This is a genomic window from Caballeronia sp. INML3B, from assembly GCF_023631305.1.
Taxonomy (GTDB): Bacteria; Pseudomonadota; Gammaproteobacteria; order Burkholderiales; family Burkholderiaceae; genus Caballeronia; species Caballeronia turbans.
Genome location: NZ_JALQDI010000027.1, coordinates 1 through 23,878, shown reverse-complemented (window position 1 = coordinate 23,878; position 23,878 = coordinate 1). Strand labels below are relative to the sequence as shown.

The 23,878-nt window shown below is 63.1% G+C and carries 23 protein-coding genes and 1 tRNA gene; 14 read left to right on the top strand and 10 right to left on the bottom strand.

Annotation, left to right across the window (positions count from 1 at the left end; all coding sequences use genetic code 11):
- Positions 1–17: 17 nt before the first annotated feature.
- The 6 genes from NCS58_RS12670 (at position 18) to lpxC (ending at position 6,292) form a co-directional block, all read left to right on the top strand.
- Positions 18–959, top strand: a complete 942-nt coding sequence (locus NCS58_RS12670; RefSeq protein WP_061121503.1) for a D-alanine--D-alanine ligase — start codon at positions 18–20, stop codon at positions 957–959.
- 34 nt (positions 960–993) lie between these two features.
- Entirely contained in the window at positions 994–1,746 is a 753-nt protein-coding gene (locus NCS58_RS12665) for a cell division protein FtsQ/DivIB (RefSeq protein ID WP_061121484.1), read from the top strand.
- Between the two features lie 26 nt (positions 1,747–1,772).
- On the top strand, positions 1,773–3,005 hold the full coding sequence (gene ftsA / locus NCS58_RS12660; protein WP_008342980.1) for a cell division protein FtsA: 1,233 nt from the start codon (positions 1,773–1,775) through the stop codon (positions 3,003–3,005).
- A gap of 108 nt (positions 3,006–3,113) precedes the next feature.
- Positions 3,114–4,322 carry a cell division protein FtsZ gene (gene ftsZ, locus NCS58_RS12655; protein ID WP_061121485.1) on the top strand — a complete coding sequence of 403 codons (1,209 nt, stop codon included), beginning with the start codon at positions 3,114–3,116 and terminating at the stop codon, positions 4,320–4,322.
- A gap of 286 nt (positions 4,323–4,608) precedes the next feature.
- A complete protein-coding gene (locus NCS58_RS12650; RefSeq protein WP_250477105.1) occupies positions 4,609–5,112 on the top strand; it encodes a peroxiredoxin in 504 nt (167 codons plus the stop codon).
- A 262-nt stretch (positions 5,113–5,374) separates the two neighbouring features.
- Positions 5,375–6,292: a UDP-3-O-acyl-N-acetylglucosamine deacetylase gene (gene lpxC / locus NCS58_RS12645; RefSeq protein WP_250477104.1), complete on the top strand. Its 918-nt coding sequence runs from the start codon at positions 5,375–5,377 to the stop codon at positions 6,290–6,292.
- Positions 6,293–6,342: 50 nt separating this feature from the next.
- Here lpxC and NCS58_RS12640 read toward each other — a convergent pair whose 3' ends face one another.
- Positions 6,343–6,828: a DUF721 domain-containing protein gene (locus NCS58_RS12640; RefSeq protein ID WP_061121488.1), complete on the bottom strand. Its 486-nt coding sequence runs from the start codon at positions 6,826–6,828 to the stop codon at positions 6,343–6,345.
- A gap of 285 nt (positions 6,829–7,113) precedes the next feature.
- Between NCS58_RS12640 and secA the strand changes: the two genes are divergently transcribed.
- The 4 genes from secA (at position 7,114) to NCS58_RS12615 (ending at position 12,641) form a co-directional block, all read left to right on the top strand.
- Positions 7,114–9,927: a preprotein translocase subunit SecA gene (gene secA, locus NCS58_RS12635; protein ID WP_284502235.1), complete on the top strand. Its 2,814-nt coding sequence runs from the start codon at positions 7,114–7,116 to the stop codon at positions 9,925–9,927.
- A gap of 157 nt (positions 9,928–10,084) precedes the next feature.
- Positions 10,085–11,326, top strand: a complete 1,242-nt coding sequence (gene argJ / locus NCS58_RS12625) for a bifunctional glutamate N-acetyltransferase/amino-acid acetyltransferase ArgJ (RefSeq protein ID WP_250538543.1) — start codon at positions 10,085–10,087, stop codon at positions 11,324–11,326.
- A 23-nt stretch (positions 11,327–11,349) separates the two neighbouring features.
- Positions 11,350–12,213 carry an ATP-binding protein gene (locus tag NCS58_RS12620; protein ID WP_061121491.1) on the top strand — a complete coding sequence of 288 codons (864 nt, stop codon included), beginning with the start codon at positions 11,350–11,352 and terminating at the stop codon, positions 12,211–12,213.
- Positions 12,210–12,641 (top strand): NUDIX domain-containing protein, encoded by a 432-nt coding sequence (locus NCS58_RS12615; protein WP_061121492.1) that lies wholly within the window; start codon positions 12,210–12,212, stop codon positions 12,639–12,641. The genes NCS58_RS12620 and NCS58_RS12615 overlap by 4 nt, the downstream gene beginning before the upstream one ends.
- A gap of 13 nt (positions 12,642–12,654) precedes the next feature.
- Here the strand turns inward: NCS58_RS12615 and yacG are convergent, their stop codons facing one another.
- The 9 genes from yacG to NCS58_RS12570 all read right to left on the bottom strand — a co-directional run bounded on the left by yacG (position 12,655) and on the right by NCS58_RS12570 (position 20,456).
- Positions 12,655–12,846, bottom strand: coding sequence for a DNA gyrase inhibitor YacG (yacG, locus tag NCS58_RS12610; RefSeq protein WP_061121493.1), 192 nt, complete (start codon positions 12,844–12,846; stop codon positions 12,655–12,657).
- A gap of 70 nt (positions 12,847–12,916) precedes the next feature.
- Entirely contained in the window at positions 12,917–13,672 is a 756-nt protein-coding gene (gene zapD / locus NCS58_RS12605) for a cell division protein ZapD (RefSeq protein WP_035510226.1), read from the bottom strand.
- A gap of 152 nt (positions 13,673–13,824) precedes the next feature.
- On the bottom strand, positions 13,825–14,448 hold the full coding sequence (coaE, locus tag NCS58_RS12600; RefSeq protein WP_250538542.1) for a dephospho-CoA kinase: 624 nt from the start codon (positions 14,446–14,448) through the stop codon (positions 13,825–13,827).
- Between the two features lie 16 nt (positions 14,449–14,464).
- Positions 14,465–15,388 (bottom strand): A24 family peptidase, encoded by a 924-nt coding sequence (locus NCS58_RS12595; protein ID WP_250477100.1) that lies wholly within the window; start codon positions 15,386–15,388, stop codon positions 14,465–14,467.
- A gap of 31 nt (positions 15,389–15,419) precedes the next feature.
- Positions 15,420–16,622: a type II secretion system F family protein gene (locus NCS58_RS12590; protein ID WP_250538541.1), complete on the bottom strand. Its 1,203-nt coding sequence runs from the start codon at positions 16,620–16,622 to the stop codon at positions 15,420–15,422.
- Positions 16,622–17,839, bottom strand: a complete 1,218-nt coding sequence (locus tag NCS58_RS12585) for a GspE/PulE family protein (protein ID WP_250538540.1) — start codon at positions 17,837–17,839, stop codon at positions 16,622–16,624. The genes NCS58_RS12590 and NCS58_RS12585 overlap by 1 nt, the downstream gene beginning before the upstream one ends.
- A gap of 74 nt (positions 17,840–17,913) precedes the next feature.
- Positions 17,914–19,203 carry an HlyC/CorC family transporter gene (locus tag NCS58_RS12580; protein WP_061121497.1) on the bottom strand — a complete coding sequence of 430 codons (1,290 nt, stop codon included), beginning with the start codon at positions 19,201–19,203 and terminating at the stop codon, positions 17,914–17,916.
- A 143-nt stretch (positions 19,204–19,346) separates the two neighbouring features.
- A tRNA-Pro gene (locus tag NCS58_RS12575) sits at positions 19,347–19,423 on the bottom strand.
- A 40-nt stretch (positions 19,424–19,463) separates the two neighbouring features.
- Positions 19,464–20,456 (bottom strand): polyprenyl synthetase family protein, encoded by a 993-nt coding sequence (locus NCS58_RS12570; protein WP_061121498.1) that lies wholly within the window; start codon positions 20,454–20,456, stop codon positions 19,464–19,466.
- A 256-nt stretch (positions 20,457–20,712) separates the two neighbouring features.
- On the opposite strand from NCS58_RS12570, the gene rplU reads away from it, so the two are divergent.
- The 4 genes from rplU (at position 20,713) to proB (ending at position 23,723) form a co-directional block, all read left to right on the top strand.
- Positions 20,713–21,024 carry a 50S ribosomal protein L21 gene (gene rplU, locus NCS58_RS12565; RefSeq protein ID WP_035511298.1) on the top strand — a complete coding sequence of 104 codons (312 nt, stop codon included), beginning with the start codon at positions 20,713–20,715 and terminating at the stop codon, positions 21,022–21,024.
- A 43-nt stretch (positions 21,025–21,067) separates the two neighbouring features.
- On the top strand, positions 21,068–21,328 hold the full coding sequence (gene rpmA / locus NCS58_RS12560) for a 50S ribosomal protein L27 (protein ID WP_008342952.1): 261 nt from the start codon (positions 21,068–21,070) through the stop codon (positions 21,326–21,328).
- 164 nt (positions 21,329–21,492) lie between these two features.
- Positions 21,493–22,578: an Obg family GTPase CgtA gene (gene cgtA, locus NCS58_RS12555; protein ID WP_250538539.1), complete on the top strand. Its 1,086-nt coding sequence runs from the start codon at positions 21,493–21,495 to the stop codon at positions 22,576–22,578.
- Positions 22,579–22,604: 26 nt separating this feature from the next.
- A complete protein-coding gene (gene proB / locus NCS58_RS12550) occupies positions 22,605–23,723 on the top strand; it encodes a glutamate 5-kinase (protein ID WP_061121501.1) in 1,119 nt (372 codons plus the stop codon).
- The last annotated feature ends 155 nt before the right edge of the window (positions 23,724–23,878 follow it).

Below are 23,878 nucleotides of genomic sequence, written 5' to 3'. Positions count from 1 at the left end.
AGAACATGAGCAATCAGGTGAATCAAATCGATCCCAAAGCCTTCGGCAAAGTCGCGGTATTGCTCGGTGGAAATTCCGCCGAGCGCGAGGTGTCGCTCAATTCCGGGCGCCTCGTGCTCGAAGGTCTGCGCGACGCGGGCATCGATGCGCATCCGTTCGATCCGGCCCGGCGTCCGCTTTCGGAACTGAAGGCCGACGGTTTCGTGCGCGCGTTCATCGCGCTGCACGGCGGCTATGGCGAGAACGGCCAATTGCAAGGCGCGCTGGATTTCTACGGCATCCGTTACACGGGCAGCGGCGTGCTCGGCTCGGCGCTCGGTATGGACAAGCTGCGCACGAAGCTCGTGTGGCAGCAGACCGGCATTCCGACGCCGCCGTTCGAAACCGTCTTTCGCGGTGAAGATTACGCGGCGCGCGCGCAGGACATCGTCGCGAAGCTCGGGCTGCCGCTCTTCGTGAAGCCGGCCAGCGAAGGCTCGAGTGTCGCGGTTATCAAGGTGAAGAGCGCGGAAGCGCTCGTGCCGGCGCTCGCTGAAGCTGCGAACTTCGACAAGATCGTGATCGTCGAGAAGAGCATCGAGGGCGGCGGCGAGTTCACGTGCTGCATCGCGGGCGATCTTGATTTGCCGGTCATCAAGATCGTGCCGGCGGGCGAGTTCTACGACTATCACGCGAAGTACGTCGCCGACGACACGCAGTATCTGATTCCTTGCGGCCTGACCGAAGCCGAAGAAGCACGCATGAAGCAGCTGACCAAGCGCGCGTTCGAGATTCTCGGCTGCACCGACTGGGGCCGCGCCGACTTCATGCTCGACTCGGACGGCAACCCGTATTTCCTCGAAGTGAACACGGCGCCCGGCATGACCGATCACTCGCTGCCGCCGAAGGCCGCGCGCGCGGTCGGCATCAGCTACAAGGATCTCGTCGTGAAGGTGCTGTCGCTCACGCTGAAGAATTAGGTCGATCACTCACAGGATACGAACAAGCGAAACCATGTGGAACAACGTTCGCCAACTCAACCTCGCCGCCAACGCGCTGCACGTCGTGCTCGTGCTGCTGCTTCTGGGCGCCGCGGGTTACTGGGCGATCCAGCGTCCCGAGTTTCGCCTGCGCGAGATTCAGATCGACGGAGACACGACCCACGTCAGTTCGCCGGTCGTGCGCGCGAGCGTGGTCGGTCATCTCAAGGGCAACTTCTTCACCGTCGATCTGGATGCGGCGCGCGCCGCCTTCGAGCAGGTGCCGTGGGTGCGCCACGCGAGCGTGCGGCGCGTGTGGCCGAACGCGCTCGCAGTGACGCTGGAGGAATACAAGCCGCTCGGCACATGGGGCAACGATCAACTCGTGAGCGTCGACGGCGATCTCTTCACGGCGAACCAGGGCGAACTCGACGACGACCTGCCGTCGTTCGACGGTCCCGAAGGCACGGCGAAGGAAGTGGTTGCGCGGTATCGCGATTTTCAGAAGTGGTTCGCGCCGCTGGATGCGAAGCCCGAGGAAGTGACGCTGTCGCCGCGCTTTGCGTGGACGGTCAAGCTCTCGAACGGCACGCAGATCGAACTCGGCCGCGAGCGCAACCAGGACACGCTGAACGACCGTTGCAAGCGATTCGTCGCGTCGTGGACGTCCGTCACGGGACGATGGGGGAAAGACATCGAATATGCGGATTTGCGGTACCCGAACGGCTTCGCCATACGAGCCGCGAACATGCGCTTCATCAACGACACCGATAAGGCCAAGAAGTAAGCAGACATCACAGGCATGAGCACGCTATGAGCAAAGACTACAAAGACCTGCTGGTTTCCCTCGACATCGGAACGTCGAAGGTGGTCGCGATCGTCGCCGAACTGAAGGGCGAAGGCCACTACGAGGTGATCGGACTCGGTCAGAGCGACTCGAAGGGGCTGAAGAAGGGCGTCGTGGTCAATATCGAGGCCACGGTGCAATCCATCCAGCGCGCGCTGGAAGAGGCCGAACTAATGGCCGATTGCAAGATCACGAACGTATTCACCGGGATCGCGGGCAGCCACATTCGCAGCTTCAATTCGAGCGGCATGGTTGCGATCAAGGACAAGGAAGTCACGCAGGCGGACGTCGCGCGCGTGATCGAGACGGCCAAGGCAATCAACATCCCGACCGATCAGCAGGTGCTGCATATCCTGACCCAGGAATTCATCATCGACGGCCAGGAAGACGTGCGCGAACCGATCGGCATGAGCGGCATCCGCCTCGAAGTGAAGGTGCACATCGTGACGGGCGCGGTGAGCGCCGCGCAGAACATCGTGAAGTGCGTGCGCCGCTGCGGACTCGAAGTGAACGACCTGATTCTGCAACCGCTGGCGTCGTCGCTTGCCGTGCTGACCGAGGACGAGAAGGAACTCGGCGTCGTGCTGGTCGATATCGGCGGAGGCACGACCGACATCGCCATCTTCAGCGAAGGCGCGATCCGTCATACGGCGGTGATTCCGATCGCAGGCGACCAGATCACGAGCGACGTGGCCATGGCGCTGCGCACGCCGACGCCCGACGCCGAAGATATCAAGGTGAGCTACGGCATCGCGAAACAGGCGCTTGCCGATCCGGACGAAATGATCGAAGTGCCGGGCCTCGGCGAGCGCGGTCCGCGCACGCTGTCGCGTCAGGCGCTGGCGGCGGTCGTGGAGCCGCGTGTCGAGGAGCTCTTCTCGCTGGTGCAGCAGGTCGTGCGCGAGTCGGGCTACGAAGAGCTGCTGTCGAGCGGCGTCGTGCTGACCGGCGGCGCGGCGATGATGCCCGGGATGGTCGAGCTCGGCGAAGACATCTTTTTGAAGCCGGTGCGCATCGGCGTGCCGGAATACGCGGGCGGTCTCGCCGACGTGGTGCGCAATCCGCGCTACTCGACCGCGATGGGCCTGCTCGCCGAAGGACGCTCGCAACGTATGCGCGGACGCAAGGTCGCGGTGCAAAACGGTTCGATGGGACAAGTGTTCTCGCGGATGAAGGACTGGTTCCTCGGGAACTTTTAAGCAAAACGCAGTTAAGAACTACGCGCTGGTACCGGCGGCTGGCGCGCGACGAAAGGTTGCCCGATCTCTCGTCGAATAACGCCGATCTTCATTCTTGACGGAGGCAACATGGATTTCGAAATGCTGGAAACGGAAACCAACGGAACGATCATCAAGGTCGTGGGCGTTGGTGGTGCTGGCGGCAACGCGGTACAGCACATGATCAACCGGGGTGTGCAGGGCGTCGACTTCATCGTGATGAACACCGACGCACAAGCGCTCGCGCGTTCCCGCGCGCCGGCGGTTCTGCAACTGGGCATGACCGGTCTCGGCGCGGGCGCGAAACCGGAGAAGGGCAAGGAAGCGGCGGAAGACGCGCGTGAGCGCATCGCCGACGCACTGCGCGGCGCGCACATGGTGTTCATCACCGCCGGCATGGGCGGCGGCACGGGCACGGGCGCGGCGCCGGTCGTCGCGCAGATCGCGAAGGAAATGGGCATTCTGACTGTCGGCGTGGTGAGCAAGCCGTTCGAGTTCGAAGGCGGCCGCCGCATGCGCGTGGCGGAAGCCGGCTCGCAGCAACTGGAGGATCACGTCGACTCGCTGATCGTCGTGCTCAACGACAAGCTGTTCGAGGTGATGGGCGATGACGCCGAGATGGACAAGTGCTTCCAGTGCGCGGACGACGTGCTGAACAACGCAGTGGCCGGTATCGCGGAAATCATCAACGTCGATGGTCTCGTGAACGTCGACTTCGAAGATGTGAAGACGGTGATGGGCGAGCAGGGCAAAGCGATGATGGGCACGGCGACGGTTGCCGGCGTCGATCGCGCGCGTCTCGCCGCCGAGCAGGCTGTCGCAAGCCCGCTGCTGGAAGGTGTGGATCTGTCGGGTGCGCGTGGCGTGCTGGTGAACATCACGTCGAGCCGCTCGCTGCGTCTGTCGGAAACGCGCGAAGTGATGAACACCATCAAGAGCTACGCAGCCGATGACGCCACGGTGATCTTCGGCGCCGTGTACGACGACGCGATGGGCGATGCACTGCGTGTGACGGTGGTGGCAACCGGTTTGGGCCGCGCGGCGAAGAAGCAGCAGCAAGCGCCGATGACCCTCCTGCGCACGGGCACCGATAACCAGCCGGTCGCGCACGGTCATCAACCTTCGCACAACACGTACGGCGCGCAGCACGGCCAGTCGACGACGGATTACGGTCAACTCGACACCCCCGCCGTGTGGCGTTCGACGCGCGAAACCGCGGCATCGCACGTGCAGGCTCTGCAGGAAAAGGGCGTCGATACGTATGACATTCCGGCGTTCCTGCGCAAGCAGGCGGACTGAGCGGCGCACGTTATTTGCTGCTGAGTCAGCTATGGCCATGCAGCGCACCGCGTGCACGCGCTGAACATATCGTGCGGATGATGCAGGCTTCGCGTGGGGCGACTGTCCAAGGCCGCGTCCTGGATGCAAAATGGACGCCGGGCCGTGGCCAGCCGACCCCCACGAATTTGCCCCTGACGTCGAGGAAGCAAATCGAAGCCGAAGTTGCCGCAATGACGTTCGGCAAGGTCGCGGGATGATGCAATCGCGAGGATGTTCGCGAGTCCTGATGAGGGAAGGACCGAGCATGATCAAAGTGGGTGATACGTTGCCCGATGTGGGTCTCTTCGAGTTCATCGAGGAGGCGACCGAGGGCTGTGCCGTGGGACCGAATGCGTTCCCGGTGCGCGAGCGGTGCGCCGGCAAGCGCGTGGTGATCTTCGGATTGCCGGGCGCGTTTACGCCGACATGCTCCGCGAGACACGTGCCCGGCTACGTCGAAGCAGCAGCGGATCTGTCCGCTGCGGGAATCGACGAAATCTGGTGCGTTTCCGTCAACGACGCGTTCGTCATGAGCGCGTGGGGACGCGATCTTCAAGCCTCGGGCAAGGTGAAGATGATCGCGGACGGCAGTGCGCGTTTCACTCAGGCACTCGGACTGGATCAGGATTTGTCCGAGCGTGGCATGGGAATTCGTTCCCAGCGCTACGCGATGGTGGTCGACGATGGCGTGGTCAAGACGCTGTCAGTCGAAGCGCCCGGCAAGTTCGAAGTCAGCGACGCTCGAAGCATCCTGGCGACGTTGCGCTGAGTGCAGCGGCGCCGCGTTGCCAGCGCGCAACGCTAAACGCGCCCTCGCACTGAGCTGCAGCTTGGGGCCGATGACCGGAAATGCCTCCATTCCGGGCATCGGCCCGTTCTACTTCATAATTGGCCGCCGCGACGTAACACTGGGAAACAGTTGATACCTCCTGGATCAGGACGGCGCGAGACGAATGGAGTATAATTCGACCTATTAGAATTTAACGCACGATTGATTCTCTTTATAGGGAACTTAAATCGGAAAGAACATCATGTTGAAGCAGCGAACAATCAAGACCGTCGTCAAAACCGTGGGGATCGGGCTCCATTCCGGTCGCAAGGTCAATCTGACTCTGCGCCCCGCACCGATTGGCACGGGCATCGTTTTTTCGCGCATCGACCTGCCCGAGCCGGTCGACATCCCCGCGTCCGCAATGGCAATCGGCGATACCCGTCTCGCATCCGTTTTGCAGAAGGATGGCGCGCGCGTGTCGACCATCGAGCACTTGATGTCGGCGTGTGCGGGTCTCGGCATCGACAACCTGTATGTCGATGTGACCGCTGAGGAAATCCCGATCATGGACGGCAGCGCGGCTTCGTTCGTATTTCTCATCCAGTCGGCGGGTATCGAAGAGCAGAACGCGCCGAAGCAGTTCATCAAGGTGACGAAGCCCGTCGAAGTGCGCGACGGCGACAAGTTCGCCCGTCTCGAACCGTATTTCGGCTTCAAGTTGAGCTTCACCATCGACTTCCGCCATCCGGCCGTCGATAAAACCGGACAAGCGCTCGAAGTGGACTTCGCGACGACTTCCTACGTGCGCGAAATCGCCCGCGCACGCACGTTCGGCTTCGCGCACGAAGTCGAGATGATGCGTGAACTGGGACTCGCACGCGGCGGCAGCATGGACAACGCAATCGTGCTGGACGAATACCGCATCCTGAACAATGACGGCCTGCGCTACGACGACGAATTCGTGAAGCACAAGATGCTCGACGCGATCGGCGACCTGTACGTAGTCGGCCATCCGTTGCTGGCGTCGTACAAGGCGTACAAGGGCGGCCACGCGATGAACAACATGCTGCTGCGCGAGTTGCTCGCGAACGAAGACGCTTATGAAGTCGTTACGTTCGAGGATACGCAGAAGGCGCCGCGCGGTTTCGGATTCGATACGCAGACGGCATTTGCCTGATTTAAAGCATTGATTCAGTGGTCAGAGATGAGCGGCAGCGAAAGCACCGCTCATTTTTTTTGCGTGCGCCCCTGATGACGTGAAGCCATCCGCGCGAGCGCTTCCTGCAGCGGCGACGGCTCCAGCGTCTCGGCCAGTTCCTGCAACGCCGAAGCGCCTGCCGGCGACATCCGGGCCTGCTTCGGCGGCGCGGGTTCTTTCATCGATTGAGGACGCACTCGAATCTTCAGCGCGTTGACGGCCCAGCCGCGCTGCTGAAGATCCGAGAGCAGACGCGGTTCCAGATGCCGCAGACGCGCGGCGAGCGCGTTATGCGCAGCGAAGAGCGCGAGCACGCCGTCTTTGATGAATCCCGGCTCCACGTTCGACGCCAGATAATCCGGCAAGAGCGCGCTCAAATCGCGCTGCAGCGCCGCCACTTGCTCGACACCCGCACGCAGCGCGCGAAACGCATCGGTGCGATCGAGCACGTCTGCGACGGCTTGCGGCCTGCGTGGATCGAAACGCGACCTTGAATTTGTAGAAAAGCGGCTCATTTTTTTAGGTGGACGCCCGACGGGACGGTTCGATTGTACGCGACGCAAGTTATTGTTCCCGGTCGACAGCCTTTTCCGGCGTTGCTTGCCGGAAAGCTTTCAACCCGTTGACTGTCGCGCCCCGCCGACGCGCGCGCGGGTACGCAGACGCAAGGTCTGCCAAACTCGCGTGCTAAAATTCCCGATTCGAATTTCACCCTATGGACTTAAGTCGCCGAGGTTCTCCGAGCCCGGACGCAGCTTGCACATGCGCCCGTCCGAAGCCGCGACGCAGACACTGATCCGATGACGACCGGTTTCCTTCAGAAGATTTTTGGCAGCCGCAATCAGCGGCTGGTCAAGCAGTATCAAAAGACCGTTGCGGCGATCAATGCCCTTGAGCCGACCGTCGAGAAGTACTCGGACGACCAGCTGCGCGCCAAGACCGACGAGTTCCGCCAGCGTGTCGCGGGCGGCGAATCGCTGGACGTGATCCTGCCCGAGGCGTTCGCCGTCTGCCGCGAAGCGAGCAAGCGCGTGCTGAAGATGCGCCACTTCGACGTACAGCTCATCGGCGGCATGGTCCTGCACTACGGCAAGATCGCAGAAATGCGCACCGGCGAGGGCAAGACGCTCGTCGCGACGCTCGCCGCGTATCTGAACGCGCTGTCGGGCCGCGGCGTGCACGTCGTCACGGTGAACGATTACCTCGCACAGCGCGACGCCGAATGGATGGCGCGTCTCTACAACTTCCTCGGGCTCTCGTGCGGCGTGAACCTGTCGCAGATGGAGCATTCGCAGAAGCAGGAAGCGTACGCGGCGGACATCACCTACGGCACGAACAACGAGTTCGGCTTCGACTATCTGCGCGACAACATGGTCTACGAGACCGCCGCGCGCGTGCAGCGGCCGCTCAATTTCGCGATCGTCGACGAAGTGGACTCGATCCTCATCGACGAAGCGCGTACGCCGCTCATCATCTCCGGCCAGGCGGAAGACCACACCGATCTCTACGTGCGCATGAACGCGCTGCCGCCGCTGCTCGAACAACAGATCGGCGAGGAAAAGGCAGACGGCACGGGCGTCGAGAAGCCGGGCGACTACACGCTCGATGAAAAGGCGCGCCAGGTGTTCCTGACGGAATCGGGCCACGAAAAGGCCGAGCGTCTGCTCGCCGAGTGGGGCCTGATCGGCGAAGGCGAAAGCCTTTACGCGCCGCAGAACATCACGCTAATGCACCACATCTATGCCGCGTTGCGCGCGCATACGCTCTTCCTGCGCGATCAGCACTACGTCGTGCAGAACGGCGAAGTCGTGATTGTCGACGAATTCACGGGCCGCATGATGACCGGCCGCCGCTGGTCGGACGGTCTGCACCAGGCCGTCGAAGCGAAGGAACACGTCCAGATTCAGGCCGAGAACCAGACACTCGCGTCCATCACGCTGCAGAACTACTTCCGCATGTACGCGAAGCTGTCCGGCATGACCGGCACCGCGGACACGGAAGCGTACGAATTCAACGAGATCTACGGCCTCGAAACGGTCGTGATTCCGACCAACCGTCCGCCGAAGCGCGTCGACAAGCAGGATCAGATCTACAAGACGTCGAAGGAACGCTATGACGCGGTCATTCGCGACATCCGCGATTGCGTCGAACGCGGTCAGCCGACGCTCGTCGGCACGACGTCGATTGAAGCGTCCGAACTGCTGTCCGGCCTGCTCACTCAGGCGGGCGTGAAGCACGAGGTGCTCAACGCGAAGCAGCACGCGCGCGAAGCCGCGATCGTCGCGGAAGCGGGCCGTCCGGGCGTCGTCACGATTGCGACGAACATGGCCGGTCGCGGGACGGACATCGTGCTCGGCGGCAACGTCGAGAAGCAGGCGTCGTTCATCGAAGCGGATCTGTCGATCCCCGAGAACGAGAAAGCCGCGCGCATCCAGAAGCTGCACGACGAATGGCAGACGCTGCACGATCACGTGAAGGCCGCGGGCGGCCTGCATATCATCGGCACGGAGCGTCACGAGTCGCGCCGTATCGACAACCAGTTGCGCGGCCGCGCGGGCCGTCAGGGCGATCCGGGTTCGTCGCGCTTCTATTTGTCGCTGGATGATCCGCTCCTGCGCATCTTCGCGGGCGACCGCGTGCGCGCGATCATGGATCGCCTGAAGATGCCGGAAGGCGAGCCGATCGAAGCGGGAATGGTCACGCGCTCGATCGAAGGCGCGCAGCGCAAGGTCGAAGCGCGTAACTTCGATATCCGCAAGCAACTGCTCGAATATGACGACGTCGCCAACGATCAGCGCAAGGTGATCTACCAGCAGCGCAACGAACTGCTCGAAGCGAACGACGTGCAGGAAACCATCGCCGCGATGCGTCAGAGCGTGATCGGCGACGTCGTGCGCACCTTCGTGCCGGCCGGCAGCATCGAGGAGCAGTGGGAAGCGCCGGAACTGGAAGAAGTGCTGCGCAACGACTGGTCCCTCGACCTCGCCGTGCAGGAGATGATCAACGAGTCGAACTCGATCGACGCGGAAGAGATCTGCGAAGCCGTGCTCGCCGCCGCCGACGAAGCGTACGAAGCGAAGGTCGCGCTCGTGGGTCGCGAGTCGTTCAGCGCGTTCGAACGCTCGATCATGCTGCAGACGCTCGACAGCCGCTGGCGCGAGCACCTCGCCGCACTCGATCACCTGCGTCAGGGCATCCATCTGCGCGGCTATGCGCAGAAGAACCCGAAGCAGGAATACAAGCGCGAGGCGTTCGAGCTCTTCGCCGCGATGCTCGATGCGGTCAAGCAGGAAGTCACGCGCGTCGTCATGAACGTGCAGATCCAGTCGCCGGAACAACTCGAGGAAGCCGCCGAACAGTACGAAGAGAAGGGCAGCCATCTCGAGAACGTGTCGTTCACGCACGCGGACTTCAACGCGCCGGCCGCGGAACCGACGCCCGCCACAGCCGCGGCGAGCGCGACCGCGCAGATGGTTAGCCAGGCAATGGCCGCCGGCGACGACATCAGCGTCGTGACGCGCCCGTCGGACGACGTGCCGAAGGTCGGCCGCAACGATCCGTGCCCATGCGGAAGCGGCAAGAAGTACAAAAACTGTCACGGCAAGCTGGCTTGATCGGCTGCTGACCAGACTCAAGCGACGCAGCGATGCGTCGTTTGTCTTTGCAGGTCCAATATTTCACGGCGCCGGTCCCGCTCAGCGGAGCGGCGTCAGTCTTTCAAAGCGTGCCGGTCAGCCAACCGGCACTCGCCACCTTCAGCGAGACGCGAACATGGCCGTCAACTTCCCCTCGATCGATCCCGCAGCGCTTCATCCCGTCGCCGGCGTCACGCTCGGCTGGGCCGAGGCGAATATCCGCAAGCCCAATCGCAAGGATGTGCTCGTCATTCGCGTCGATGAAGGCGCGAGCGTCGCGGGCGTGTTCACGCAGAATCGATTCTGCGCCGCGCCCGTCACCGTGTGCCGCGAGCATCTGGCAGCCGTGGCGAAGGGCGGCAAGGGCATTCGCGCGCTCATCGTGAACACCGGCAACGCGAACGCCGGCACGGGCGAGCCGGGCATGGCGCACGCACGCGAGACATGTGCGGAACTCGCGCGGCTTGCGGGCCTCGATGCGCAACAGATCCTGCCGTTCTCGACGGGCGTGATTCTCGAGCCGCTGCCGATCGATCGTCTGAAAGCCGGCCTGCCCGCCGCGCTCGCGAATCAGAAGGCCTCGCAGTGGTTCGACGCCGCGCAAGCCATCATGACGACGGACACGCTGCCGAAGGCATCGTCGCGTCAGGTGACGATCGACGGTCACGTCGTCACGCTGTCGGGTATCAGCAAGGGCGCGGGCATGATCAAGCCGAACATGGCGACAATGCTCGGCTTCCTCGCGTTCGATGCCAACGTGGCGCAGCCCGTGCTGGATCAACTGGTCAAGCACGTTGCGGATCGCTCGTTCAACTGCATCACCATCGACGGCGATACATCGACCAACGATTCGTTCATCCTGATCGCATCGGGCAAGTCGAGCCTGCCCGCGATCACGTCGACGGACTCGCCCGCCTACGCCGCACTGCGCGACGCGGTGACGGAAGTGGCGCAGGAACTCGCGCAACTCATCGTGCGCGACGGCGAAGGCGCGACGAAGTTCATGACGATCACGGTGGAAGGCGGTAAGGACGCGGCCGAATGCCGTCAGATCGCGTACGCGATCGGCCATTCGCCGCTCGTGAAGACCGCGTTTTACGCCTCCGATCCGAACCTCGGCCGCATTCTCGCGGCGATCGGGTATGCGGGCGTGACGGATCTCGACGTCGGCAAGATCGATCTTTATCTCGATGACGTTCTCGTCGCGAAGTCGGGCGGGCGCAATCCCGAGTACAAGGAAGAAGACGGCCAGCGTGTGATGAAGAAGAGCGAAATCGCGATTCGTGTGCTGCTCGGACGCGGCACTGCGAACGCGACACTCTGGACCTGCGACCTCTCGCACGACTACGTCAGCATCAACGCCGACTATCGCTCGTAAAAGCGACGCGCATCGATACGAACATGGACAAGCTCGAACAATTTCTCACGCGCGCCGAGGCGGTGCTGGCGCGCATCGAAGGCATGTTGCCGCCGGCGGCGCCCGATATCGATTGGGAATCCGCGGTGGCGTTTCGCTGGCGCAAGCGTCAGGGGCGTGGTTTCCTGCAACCCGTGCCGGCGATCTCGCAAATCTCGCTCGACGACCTGCAGAACATCGATCGTCAAAAAGGCCTGATCCAACAGAACACGCAGCAGTTCGTGAACAAGTTGCCCGCGAACAATGTTTTGCTGACGGGCGCGCGCGGCACGGGCAAGTCGTCGCTGATCAAGGCGTGTCTGAACGCTTATTCGAAGGACGGTCTGCGTCTCATCGAAGTCGACAAGGACGATCTGCACGATCTCGGCGATATCGTCGATCTGATCTCGACGCGGCCCGAGCGCTTCCTCGTGTTCTGCGACGACCTTTCCTTCGAGGAAGGCGAGTCGGGCTACAAGGCGCTGAAGGTCGCGCTCGACGGTTCGGTCGCGGCGCAATCGGACAACGTGCTGATCTACGCGACGTCGAATCGCCGTCATTTGTTGCCGGAATACATGAGCGACAACGAGACGTACAAGCACACGTCCGATGGCGAGATTCACCCCGGCGAAGTGGTCGAGGAAAAGATCTCGCTGTCCGAACGCTTCGGGCTGTGGGTCAGCTTCTATCCTTTCAAGCAGGACGACTATCTGTCGATCGTCGCGCATTGGCTTAAGCACTTCGGCTGCCATGAAGCTGAAGTCGAAAGCGCTCGCGGCGACGCTCTCGTGTGGGCGCTGGAACGCGGGTCGCGGTCGGGGCGCGTCGCGTGGCAATTCGCGCGCGACTGGTCGGGACGCAAGCAATGACCGATCCGAAGAGCGACATCGCGCCCGATGGCCGCAAGGTAACGGAAGTGGCCGTCGGCGTGATGGTGCAGCACGACGGGCGTTATCTGCTCGCGCAGCGGCCCGCTGGCAAGCCGTACGAAGGCTACTGGGAGTTTCCCGGCGGCAAGCTCGAGCCGGGCGAGAGCATCGAGACGGCACTTGGGCGCGAATTGCACGAGGAACTCGGCATCGACGTCACCGCATGTCAGCTTTGGCGCACGCTCGAGCACGATTACCCGCACGCGTACGTGCGTCTTTTTTTCTGCAAGGTCACGGACTGGAAGGGCACGCCGCTTGGACGTGAAGGCCAGGCGATTGCCTGGCAAACGCTTCCTGTCGATGTCGCTCCGCTTCTGCCTGCGGCTATTCCGATCCTCGAATGGCTCGAAGAGGAAGAGCGCGAATAAGCGCGAGTGAAGGTCAGTTCAGGCCGCCGCGCGTATCGTCGTCCGGCGGCGTTTCCTGTGAATTACCCGATATTTTGTACTTCTCGGCTGCCCACGCGCCGAGATCGATCTGCTTGCAGCGCTCGGAGCAGAATGGGCGAAAGCGGTTTTCCGGAACCCAGCGGACATCCTTGCCGCAGGTCGGGCATTTGACGACAGTGGTCATGACGGTAAGACGTGGCGAATCGCGCCGGCTTTGTTCGACATCTGATCCATATAGGGCCGGCTGATTCTATTCAAAGGCTGCAAAGCGTCAGATGGAAGGGGACGTCCACGTCCACGGCGCGCGGCTTCAGATCGCCGTCCTGCACCGTGAAGCGGACCCACAGCATGTACTTGTTCGCGCTCGCTTCGGGAATCACGCGAGTGTCCGGCGAAACGCGCACTTGCATCAGTTGATAGGTGCGGCCGGACAACATCTGCTGATAGCTGCCCTGCATCGCCATGACTTTCGACGCCTGACCCGATTCACGCGCGAGCCGCAACACGATGGCCGCCGCGTCGCGTAACGCGAGCATCGGCATGACCCACTTCGCGATGTCCTGACGCCGTTCTTCGACGGGCAACTGCTGCCACGCGTAATACGACGGCAGATCGAACTTGCACGTTCCGCCCGGAATGATCGTGCGGCTGCGGATGCTCGCGAGCCATTCGTTGTCGGCGAGATGCTGACCGGTCTTGCCATGCATGTCGGTGAGGCCGCCGAGCGTTTGCTCGATTTCGCCGAGCACCGCTTCGAGCGCTTCCTGTTCGATTCCAGGATTGCCACGGAACGGCGCGAGCGTCTGACGCTGCCGCTCCAGTTCCTTCATGAGGTCGGCCTTGAGATCCGTGCGGCCAGCGACTTCGGCGATCTCAAAGAGTGTCGTGAGCGCGACGTGATGTTCTCGCGCGTCTTCCTGAGTCAGAAAGAACGTGAAGCGCTCGAACAGGTCTTCGAGGCGCAGCAGCGTCCGGATTCGCTCGTTGAAGGGATACTCGTAAAGGATCAAGCGCGCTCGCCTCGGCGTGGGTCGGTTGCTTCCATGAGCGGAAGTGAGCACATTCTAATGCCGCATCCTCACCCTAGCAAATCGGGGCATATTCGCTCGCGAAAGTGCTTGTTTTGGCGCAAATTCGGGAACTTTTCGACGATTTGGCTAACTCAGGCGATCGGCTCACCATATCCGGATGACAGCGACAAATAACGCGCGTGCAGCGCGTCGACTTGCTGCGCCAGTGCGTCGTGCGTGGCCGTTTCGTCGTTGATGACGATATCGTCCGCTGCGGCGAGTCGCGCTTCGCGAGACGCCTGCTTCGCGATGATCGCGAGTACCTGTTCTCGCGTGAAGCCATTGCGCCGCATGACGCGGGCGATCTGCGTCTCGACCGGACAATCCACGACGAGCACACGTGACACGCGTGCAGCCCATTCGCCCGACTCGACCAGCAGCGGCACGACCACGATGTGATACGCACCTTGCGCCGCAAGTCTCTGTCGCTCGGTTTCAGCGCGAATCAACGGATGCACGATATGTTCGAGCCGCGCTTTCGCAGTGTCGTCGGCGAAAACGAGCCCGCGCATCTTCGCGCGATCGAGCGAGCCGTCTTCAGCGATGAAATTGTCGCCGAATTCGCTCGCGATGAGCGGCATCGCGACGCCGCCCGGCGCGGTGATCTGGTGCGCGATCAGATCCGTATCGATAAGCGGTACGCCGCGCGCCGCGAAGAGATCGGCGACGGTGCTCTTGCCGCTGCCGATGCCGCCGGTAAGACCAATGCTGAACATCCGTTGCTCCCTTCGATCATCCCAGCAATGAATAGAGCGGTGTGCCGACGAAGAGCGTGATGACTCCGCCCGCCGCGAGAAACGGCCCGAACGGCAAGGGCTCCTCGAAACGCATGCGCTTGCGCCACGTCGCAACGATGCCGACCGCCGCGCCCGCTACGGCAGCGATCAGGACCACTTGCGCGAGTGCGGACCAGCCGAGCCACGCGCCGATCGCGGCGAGCAGTTTGAAGTCGCCGTAGCCCATGCCTTCCACGCCGCGCACGAGCTTGAAGAGCCAGTACACGCACCACAGAAAAAGATAACCGACGATCGCGCCCGTTACGGCGTCGTGAAGCGTCGCGAATCCGCCTTCGCCGAAATTGACGATGAGTCCCGCCCACAGCAGGGGAAGCGTCAGCACATCGGGAAGATAGCGCGTGTCGTAATCGATGAGGCCGGCCGTCAGCAAGGTCGCACACAGTCCGAACGCGGCCAGAGCCGGCCACGCGGGGCCGTAGGCGTAGAGCGAGAGCGCCGCGAGCGCGCCGCTCGCGAGTTCGATCAGCGGATAACGCGGGCTCACGCGCGCGCCGCACGCCGAGCAGCGCCCGCGCAATGCGAGATAGCTGATGACGGGAATGTTTTCCCACGCGCGCAGCACATGCTTGCAATGCGGGCATGCACTGCGCGGCACCGCGAGATTGAAGCGTTCGGGGTGCGAATCGGCGGCGGCGCGTTTGCCGGATTCGGGAGCTTCAGGAATCGTCGCGTCGACTTCGGCGCGCCATGCGCGCTCGAGCATGACAGGCAGGCGATGCACGACGACGGTGAGAAAACTGCCGATCACGAGACCGAACACGACAGCGAACCCGTACTGCATGGCGACGGGGAGCGCGGCGAACGCCGCCAGATAGCGGCTTGCGAAATGCGCGGCGGACGGATCGAACGAAGGCTGCATGATGGACGAACGGTTGCTTTGGCCCGCGATGCTACACCACGTTGCCGAGCTGAATGATAGGAAGATACATCGCGATGACGAGTCCACCCACGAGCGCGCCCAGCACCGCGATGACGATCGGCTCGCACAGGCTCGCGAACGCGCCGATGCGCTCGTCCACCTGACGGTCCGCCAGCGTGGCGAGATCGAGGAGCATCGCGTCGAGCGAGCCCGATTCTTCGGCGACCGCGATCGGCTGCACGACATCTTGCGGAAAGCAGCCGGCGGCGCCCATGGCGACCGCGAGGCGCTCGCCATTGCGCAGGCGCGCGGCGATGTTGAGCGTGGCGGCGTCGAATACGCGATTGCCCGTGGCGTGCGTGAGCGAGTCGAAAGCATCCGACAGCGGCGTGCCCGCCGAGAGCAGCGTCCCGAGCGCGCGGCTCCATCGGGCGACAGCAAGGGAGCGCAGCAACCTGCCTGCGAGCGGCAGGCGCAGCGCCGCGCGATCGACGGTTTCGCGCGCATCCGGCGAACGCTTCATCCAGCGCGACACCACAACCGCCGCACATACGCACGCGAGGACGAACGGCACGCCAGCATGCGCGACGCCGTCCGACAGTGCGAGCACGAAACGCGTCGGCGCGGGCAGCGCGGCGCCGAAGCCGTCGAAGATCGTCTTGAATGTCGGCACGACGCCGACCAGCAAACCCGCGGTGATCGCGAGCGAAAGCAGCAGCACCATGACCGGATAGGTGAGGGCGGCGCGCAGTCTGGCGCGTTGCGATGCGGCGCGCTCGCGATCGTCGGCAAGCCGGGCGAGCACGGACGGCAGCGCGCCTGCCACTTCGCCAACCGACACCAACTGGCAGTACAGCGGGCCGAACGCCGCGGGATGCGCGGCGAGTGCAGCTGAGAACGGCACGCCACGCGTGATGTCGCGAGCCAATGCGCGCACGATGCGCGGCAGTCCGCCGCCCGTCGCACTGCCGGCCAGCAATTCGAGCGCCCCAGCGAGCGGCAGGCCTGCGCGCAGCAGGCCGGCGAGCTGCCGTGTGAAAACGGTCACCTCCGTCGTCTTCGCTTTGGGCGGCGGCGCGGCACCGAGCATGTCGAGTCCGGTGACGATCACGCCTTCCCGACGCAGCGAGCTGCGGGCCGAGAGTGCGTCGGCGGCAATGATCTTTCCCTGCTTTGGCCGGCCTTCGCTATCCATGCCACGCCAGGCGAAACGCAATTCGGGCGCGTGACTCATTATTCGGTCTCCGTCGCTTCGGCTGCTTCGGCGACGCTCGTCGCGCCTTCGCGGACGCGGGCGAAGGCTGCGTCGCGTAGCGAGGGCATGCCTTGCGCCTGCGCCGCGCGCGCGATTGCATGTGTTGCCGCGCGTGAGACGATCAGTTCCCGTAGTTCATCCGATACTGGCATCACCTGATGCACGCCCACCCGCCCGCGATAACCGATGCCATGACACGCCGGACAGCCGCGCGCTTCGAACGGATGAAATCCGTCCGTGAGGGGCAGCGCCGATGGCGTGCGGCAGGATTCGCACAGCTTGCGCACGAGCCGTTGCGCGGTGACGAGCCTGAGCGCGGACGCGAGGTTGTAGGGCGCCACGCCGATATCGATGAGCCGCGCGATCGCGGCCGGTGCATCGTTGGTATGCAAGGTCGAGAGCACGAGGTGTCCCGTCTGCGCGGCCTTCACCGCGACATCCGCGGTTTCTGCGTCGCGAATTTCGCCGACCATGATCACGTCCGGATCCTGACGCATGAACGCGCGCAGCGCCACGGCGAAGGTCAGCCCCGCCTTTTCGCGCACGCTCACCTGATTGATGCCCGCGAGCTGGATCTCGACGGGATCTTCGACGGAGCACACGTTGCGCGCTTCGGCGTTGAGCATTTGAAGGAAGCAGTAGAGGGAGAGGGTCTTGCCGCTGCCGGTCGGGCCGGTCACGAGGATGAGACCGTGCGGAGCGCGAATCGCCGATTCGACCGTGCCGCTTTGCGCATCATCGAGGCCGAGCGCGGCGAGCGACAGATCGGGCGGCAGCGCGTCGAGCCGCCGCAGCACGAGCTTCTCGCCGAAGAGCGTCGGCAGCGAGTTGACGCGATAGTCGCCGATCCGCGCGCCCGGAAGAGTCAGACGCAGCCGACCGTCCTGCGGCACGCGCCGCTCGGCGATGTCCATGCGCGCCAGCACCTTGATGCGCGTGACGAACGCGTCGCGCAGGTGCGGCGGCGGACGCTTCAACACATGCAGCGCACCATCGACGCGCAGCCTGATGCGCCAGTCGTGCTCCGATGGCTCGACATGGATGTCGGATGCGCCGCGCTCGGCGGCCTCGCGCAGGGTCTCGGTGAGCAGCGAGACGGCGGGCGTTTCGTGATCGGATGCGCTATCGCGGGCCGCCTCGGACGTGCGGGCCGGGCGCGCGAACGTGTCGAAAGCGTCGCGGGAAGGGGAAGTCATGGGCGTCGGGACGTCGGAGTCGAGATGGTCCGATCATCCCGCCCGGCATCGCCCCCGCCCAGTCGTCCGAATGGCTAACGCAGCGCGCGTTTCTCGGGCCCGAGCGGACGGAAAATCTTGACGGTGCGGATCGCCTGATCGTCGCTGCGCATGACTTCGAAGGTCACACCCGCGATGCGCACCGACACGTCGCCGTCCGGGATGTCTTCGAGCGTTTCGAGGATCAGGCCGTTGAGCGTCTTCGGGCCGTCCGTCGGCAGCGTCAGATGCAGCCAGCGGTTCAGTTCGCGCAGCGGCATGCTGCCCGCGACGATGCATTCGCCATTCTCGTCCCAGCCGCCGCGCGAGCCGGTGCCGCGCGGGATCGTCGTCGTGAACTCGCCGATCAGCTCCTCGATGATGTCCTCGGGCGTTACGAGCCCCTGCAATTCACCGTATTCGTCGACCACGATCGCGATACGGTGACCGCTTTCCTGGAAGAACTGCAGTTGCTGGAACACCGGAGTGCCCGCCGGCACGAAGTAAGGCTCGGTGAGCAGCTCGCGCAGCGTTTCGCGTTCGAGCTCCTGGTTATGCAGCGCGGAGAGCGTCTTGCGTACATGCAGGATGCCGAGCACCCGGTCGATATCGCCCTGGAAGACGACCAGCTTGTTGTGATAGCACGTCTCGAGCTGATGCAGGATCTGTTCGAAGGGCGCGTCGAAGTCGAGCGCTTCGATGCGCCGGCGCGGGATCATCACGTCGTCGACGGTGATGTTCTCCAGATCGAACAGATTGAGCAGGATGCTGCGGTGCTTGGTCGGCATGAAGCTGCCGGTTTCGAGCACGATGGTGCGCAGTTCTTCCGGCGAAATCCGCTGATCGCGCTTGTTTTTCGTGTTGATGTGGAGCGCGGCGAGAATCGCATTGGCGAACAGGTTGACGAACCAGATCAGCGGCCGCGCGATGCGCATGAGCGGCGCGAGCACGAGGCTCGCGGGAAGCGCCACTTTCTCGGGATACGTCGCGCCGACGATCTTCGGCGCGATTTCCGCGAACACGATGATCAGGAACGCGATGACGCCCGTCGTGATCGACAGCACGAGGTTGTTATGACCGAAGGTGCGCAGCGCGATCGATGTCGTGAGCACGGGGATGATCGTGTTGATCAGGTTGTTCCCGATCAGGATCACGGAGAGAAGCTGGTCAGTCTTGGCGAGCAGCCCTTGCGTCGTGCGGGCGCGTAGCGACCCCTGGCTCGCCAGATATTTCAGGCGATGGCGATTGAGCGCCATCATCGACGTTTCGGAAATCGAGAAGAAGCCGGAAAGGAAGAGAAGCAGAAAGATGGCGCAAATTTGCGCCCATAAGGGAAGGTTGTCCACGCGGTGATCGAGTAGGGGCGGAGATGGGAGGCAATATAGCAGACGGGCCAGGAAAGCCAGTCCTGGCCGTTTGGCAAGCGTACGCGGTTTTCTTTGCCGGAAATAAAAAACCCGCATGGCGAACCATGCGGGTTTTGCAATTCTGGTCGGGGTGAGAGGATTCGAACCTCCGGCCTCTACGTCCCGAACGTAGCGCTCTACCAGGCTAAGCTACACCCCGAATTCGACCAACTTGGACTCTTACGCCGTCTCAGTCTCGTTTAAGACTGTCTCGACGTCGAGTAAGAACATAATTCTAGCAGGCTCTCTTTGTAGATGGAAGAGGGAAATGAAGAAATCGCTTTCGCCGCTGCTTCTGCTTCCTTGCGCGCGCATTCGAGCGTGTGATCGAGTGCGCCGGACGTGGTGATCGCGTCGAAGATCGTCTCGAAACGATCCGTGCCGCCTTGCTCGATCGCTTCGCGCGCGAGCGCCGCCTGCTCCGGCGTGCCGTGTTCCATGAGATAGATGAGCGGCAACGTAGGTTTGCCTTCGCGCAGGTCGTCGCCGGCGTTCTTGCCCATCGATTCCGGCGTGCCCGTGTAATCGAGCCAGTCGTCCATGATCTGGAACGCGGTGCCGATGCGCCGGCCGTACTCCGCCGCCGCCGCTTCGGTGCGCGCATCCGCGCCCGAGAGCACCGCGCCGAGTTGCGCGGCCGCTTCGAACAGCTTCGCCGTCTTGTAGCGAATCACTTGCATGTAGCGCGCTTCGTCCACGTCCGGGTCGTGCATGTTGAGCAGCTGCAGGACTTCTCCCTCGGAAATGATGTTGGTCGCGACGGAGAGAATTTCCATCACGCGCATCTTGCCGACGCTCACCATCATTTCGAACGAGCGCGAGTACAGGAAGTCACCGACCAGCACGCTCGCCGCGTTGCCGAACAGCGCATTGGCGGTCTTGCGGCCGCGCCGCAGATCGGATTCGTCGACGACGTCGTCGTGCAGCAGCGTTGCCGTATGGATGAACTCCACCACGGCGGCCAGTTCGTGGCGATGCCCGGTCGTGTCGCCCAGCGCGCCGGAGACGAGGAGCAACAGCGCCGGACGCAGCCGCTTGCCGCCCGCCCCGATGATGTACTCCGAGATCTGGTTGATCAGCATCACTTCTGATGCCAGGCGCTGCCGGATGACGCGATTGACGTGCTGCATGTCCTCGGCGATCGGGGCGAGCAGCGCGGCGGCGTTGGGGGAGGAAGTGGCGGTGGACGACATGATCGGCAGTAAAGGTAATCCGGCGGATTATAAGGCGAATCCGACAGACGACGGGACTTGGCTGCGTCGATTCGCGCGACGTCGGCGAAATTCAGACATGATTCGCTCCATTTTCGCCGAGGTTGGGGGCCGGATCGCGTGCCGTGCCGCGCGCGCGGGAGACGTCACGACACTTTGACGCCGAGCGTAACCCTATGTATAATCGCGTGTTTTCCCCGCGTGGTGCGTGGAAAAAGAATTTTGAGTGAGGTTCTCAATGTACGCGGTCATAAAAACCGGCGGCAAGCAGTACAAGGTTGCCGTTGGCGAAAAATTGAAAGTAGAACAGATACCGGCAGACATTGACGCTGAAATCACGCTCGACCAGGTTCTCGCAGTAGGCGAAGGCGAATCGATTAAGTTCGGTACGCCGCTGGTGGGTGGGGCTTCCGTCAAGGCTACCGTCGTGTCGCAAGGTCGTCACAAGAAAGTGACCATCTTCAAGATGCGTCGCCGGAAGCACTATCAAAAGCACGCTGGCCACCGCCAGAACTACACCGAACTGCGCATCGACGCGATCAACGCCTAAGGCGCGATCGTTCCGCACAGATATCGGTTAAGGAGCTAATGAAATGGCACACAAAAAAGCAGGCGGGTCTTCCCGCAACGGCCGCGACTCAGAGTCGAAACGCCTCGGCGTGAAGGTGTACGGCGGCCAGGCAATCAACGCGGGCGGCATCATCGTTCGCCAGCGCGGCACGCGCATGCATCCGGGTGAGAATGTCGGCATCGGCAAGGATCACACCCTGTTCGCGCTGGCCGACGGTCACGTCAAGTTCGTGACCAAGGGCGCCGCGAAGAAGCACACGGTCGTCGTTGTCCCGGCAGCGTAAATTTTACGCACGGGCTTCAGGACCGAAAAAAGGCCCCGCGAAGTTCGCGGGGCCTTTTTCATTTGATGCGTACAAACGGCGCATTGGATGAATTCAAGGATATCGGTGACCGGCAACGTCAGGTCACGGCAAAATAGCTGCAAGTACACGGGACGGAGCAACGCATGAAGTTCATTGACGAAGCGAGGATCGAAGTCATCGCCGGCGACGGAGGAGATGGCAGCGCGTCGATGCGCCGCGAAAAGTTCGTCCCGTTCGGCGGGCCGGACGGCGGCGACGGCGGCCGCGGCGGCAGCGTCTACGCAGTCGCCGATCGCAATATCAATACGCTGATCGACTATCGGTTTTCCAAGAAGCATCAGGCGCGCAACGGCGAAAACGGCCGCGGCTCGGATTGCTACGGCAAGGGCGGCGACGACATCACGCTGCGCATGCCGGTCGGCACCATCATTTCGGATCAGGAAACAGGCGAGATCATCGCCGATCTGACCGAGCATAACCAGCAAGTGTTGATCGCGCAGGGCGGTGCGGGCGGACTCGGCAACCTGCATTTCAAGTCGAGCACCAACCGCGCGCCGCGTCAGAAGACCGACGGCAAGCCGGGCGAGCGCCGCATGCTCAAGCTCGAGCTGAAGGTGCTGGCTGACGTGGGTCTGCTCGGCATGCCGAACGCGGGGAAATCGACGTTCATTTCGTCGGTGTCGAACGCGCGGCCGAAGATCGCGGATTATCCGTTCACGACGCTCGCGCCGAATCTCGGCGTGGTGCGCGTCGGGCCGAGCAAGAGCTTCGTGATCGCCGACATTCCCGGCCTGATCGAAGGCGCGGCGGAAGGCGCGGGGCTCGGGCATCGCTTCCTGCGTCACCTGCAGCGCACCGGCGTGCTGCTGCATCTCGTCGACATGGCCCCGTTCGATGAAAACGTGGATCCCGTCGCCGAAGCGAAGGCCATCGTCAACGAACTGCGCAAGTACGACGAGTCGCTCTACGAGAAACCGCGCTGGCTCGTGCTGAACAAGCTCGACATGGTGCCCGAGGACGAGCGCGAAGCGCGCATTGCCGATTTCGTCGGCCGCTTCGAGTGGGACGGCCCGGTTTTCGAAATTTCGGCGCTGACGGGCCAGGGCTGCGAGGCGCTCACCTACGCCATCTACGACTACATTTCGCAGCATTCGGACGCGTCGCGCGCGGCGGAAGCGGAAGATCTCGCCGCCGACGTGCGCTTTCGCGACGACGCAGCGAAGGAATAAACGCTACCACGAGGAGAAAGCGCACGATGCGTTCGGTCATCGCCGCTGCGAAGCGAATCGTAGTGAAAGTAGGGTCCAGCCTCGTCACCAACGACGGCCGCGGGCTCGACCACGCGGCAATCTCGCGCTGGGCGTCGCAGATCGCGGCGCTGCGGGAGCAGGGCAAGGAAGTCGTGCTCGTGAGTTCGGGCGCGATTGCGGAAGGCATTCACCGGCTCGGCTGGACCAAGCGGCCGCGTGAAATCGACGAACTGCAGGCGGCCGCCGCCGTTGGACAGATGGGCCTCGCGCAGGTCTACGAAAGTAGTTTCGGCGCGCACGGCATCCGCACCGCGCAGATTCTGCTCACGCATGCCGATCTCGCCGACCGCGAACGCTATCTGAACGCGCGCTCGACGCTGCTCACGTTGCTGCGCCTCGGCGCGGTGCCGATCATCAACGAGAACGACACGGTCATCACCGACGAAATCAAGTTCGGCGACAACGACACGCTCGGCGCACTCGTCGCGAACCTGATCGAAGGCGATGCGCTCGTCATTCTCACCGATCAACGCGGTCTCTTCACCGCCGATCCGCGCAAGGACCCGAACGCGACGCTCGTCGAGCAAGCCGATGCCGGCACGCCCGAGCTCGAGCAGATGGCCGGCGGCGCGGGCTCGAGTCTCGGACGCGGCGGCATGCTGACCAAGATCCTCGCGGCGAAGCGCGCGGCGCACAGCGGCGCGAACACGGTGATCGCGAGCGGCCGCGAAGCCGATGTGCTGACGCGCCTCGCGTCGGGCGAGTTGATCGGCACGCAGCTCATCGCGCGCACGGCCCGCATCGCGGCGCGCAAGCAGTGGATGGCGGATCACTTGCAGGTGCGCGGCCACGTCGTGATCGACGGCGGCGCGGTGCAAAAGCTCACCGCTGACGGCAAGAGCCTTTTGCCGATCGGCGTGATCGACGTGAAAGGCGCGTTCGATCGCGGCGAGGTGATCGCCTGCGTCAACGATCAAGGGCAGGAGGTCGCACGCGGCATCACGAATTACAGCAGTTCGGAGGCGCGGCTGATTCATCGGCGGCCGAGCGGCGAAATCGAAACGGTGCTCGGTTACATGCTGGAGCCCGAGTTGATCCATCGCGACAACCTGGTGCTCGTGTGATACGAAAAAGCCCGCTGATCCTGAACTGCACCCCAAAAGTTGGACAACCGTCCAACGACTTGGGGTGTTTTTTATGAGCAAGCACAGCGCGCAATTTAAGCGAGCCGTCGTCGAAGACTATCTGTCAGGCAAATATGGTGGTAGTGGAGCAGTGG

Bases quoted from the DNA above. Each gene is read 5' to 3' on its own strand.
- NCS58_RS12615 (WP_061121492.1), top strand. From the start codon at position 12,210: ATGACCGATCCGAAGAGCGACATCGCGCCCGATGGCCGCAAGGTAACG.
- rpmA (WP_008342952.1), top strand. From the start codon at position 21,068: ATGGCACACAAAAAAGCAGGCGGGTCTTCCCGCAACGGCCGCGACTCA.
- NCS58_RS12590 (WP_250538541.1), bottom strand. From the start codon at position 16,622: ATGAGTCACGCGCCCGAATTGCGTTTCGCCTGGCGTGGCATGGATAGC.
- NCS58_RS12620 (WP_061121491.1), top strand. From the start codon at position 11,350: ATGGACAAGCTCGAACAATTTCTCACGCGCGCCGAGGCGGTGCTGGCG.
- ftsA (WP_008342980.1), top strand. From the start codon at position 1,773: ATGAGCAAAGACTACAAAGACCTGCTGGTTTCCCTCGACATCGGAACG.
- NCS58_RS12640 (WP_061121488.1), bottom strand. From the start codon at position 6,828: ATGAGCCGCTTTTCTACAAATTCAAGGTCGCGTTTCGATCCACGCAGG.
- rplU (WP_035511298.1), top strand. From the start codon at position 20,713: ATGTACGCGGTCATAAAAACCGGCGGCAAGCAGTACAAGGTTGCCGTT.
- secA (WP_284502235.1), top strand. From the start codon at position 7,114: ATGACGACCGGTTTCCTTCAGAAGATTTTTGGCAGCCGCAATCAGCGG.
- proB (WP_061121501.1), top strand. From the start codon at position 22,605: ATGCGTTCGGTCATCGCCGCTGCGAAGCGAATCGTAGTGAAAGTAGGG.
- coaE (WP_250538542.1), bottom strand. From the start codon at position 14,448: ATGTTCAGCATTGGTCTTACCGGCGGCATCGGCAGCGGCAAGAGCACC.
- NCS58_RS12650 (WP_250477105.1), top strand. From the start codon at position 4,609: ATGATCAAAGTGGGTGATACGTTGCCCGATGTGGGTCTCTTCGAGTTC.
- NCS58_RS12585 (WP_250538540.1), bottom strand. From the start codon at position 17,839: ATGACTTCCCCTTCCCGCGACGCTTTCGACACGTTCGCGCGCCCGGCC.
- cgtA (WP_250538539.1), top strand. From the start codon at position 21,493: ATGAAGTTCATTGACGAAGCGAGGATCGAAGTCATCGCCGGCGACGGA.
- lpxC (WP_250477104.1), top strand. From the start codon at position 5,375: ATGTTGAAGCAGCGAACAATCAAGACCGTCGTCAAAACCGTGGGGATC.
- NCS58_RS12665 (WP_061121484.1), top strand. From the start codon at position 994: ATGTGGAACAACGTTCGCCAACTCAACCTCGCCGCCAACGCGCTGCAC.
- yacG (WP_061121493.1), bottom strand. From the start codon at position 12,846: ATGACCACTGTCGTCAAATGCCCGACCTGCGGCAAGGATGTCCGCTGG.
- NCS58_RS12570 (WP_061121498.1), bottom strand. From the start codon at position 20,456: ATGTCGTCCACCGCCACTTCCTCCCCCAACGCCGCCGCGCTGCTCGCC.
- NCS58_RS12595 (WP_250477100.1), bottom strand. From the start codon at position 15,388: ATGCAGCCTTCGTTCGATCCGTCCGCCGCGCATTTCGCAAGCCGCTAT.
- ftsZ (WP_061121485.1), top strand. From the start codon at position 3,114: ATGGATTTCGAAATGCTGGAAACGGAAACCAACGGAACGATCATCAAG.
- argJ (WP_250538543.1), top strand. From the start codon at position 10,085: ATGGCCGTCAACTTCCCCTCGATCGATCCCGCAGCGCTTCATCCCGTC.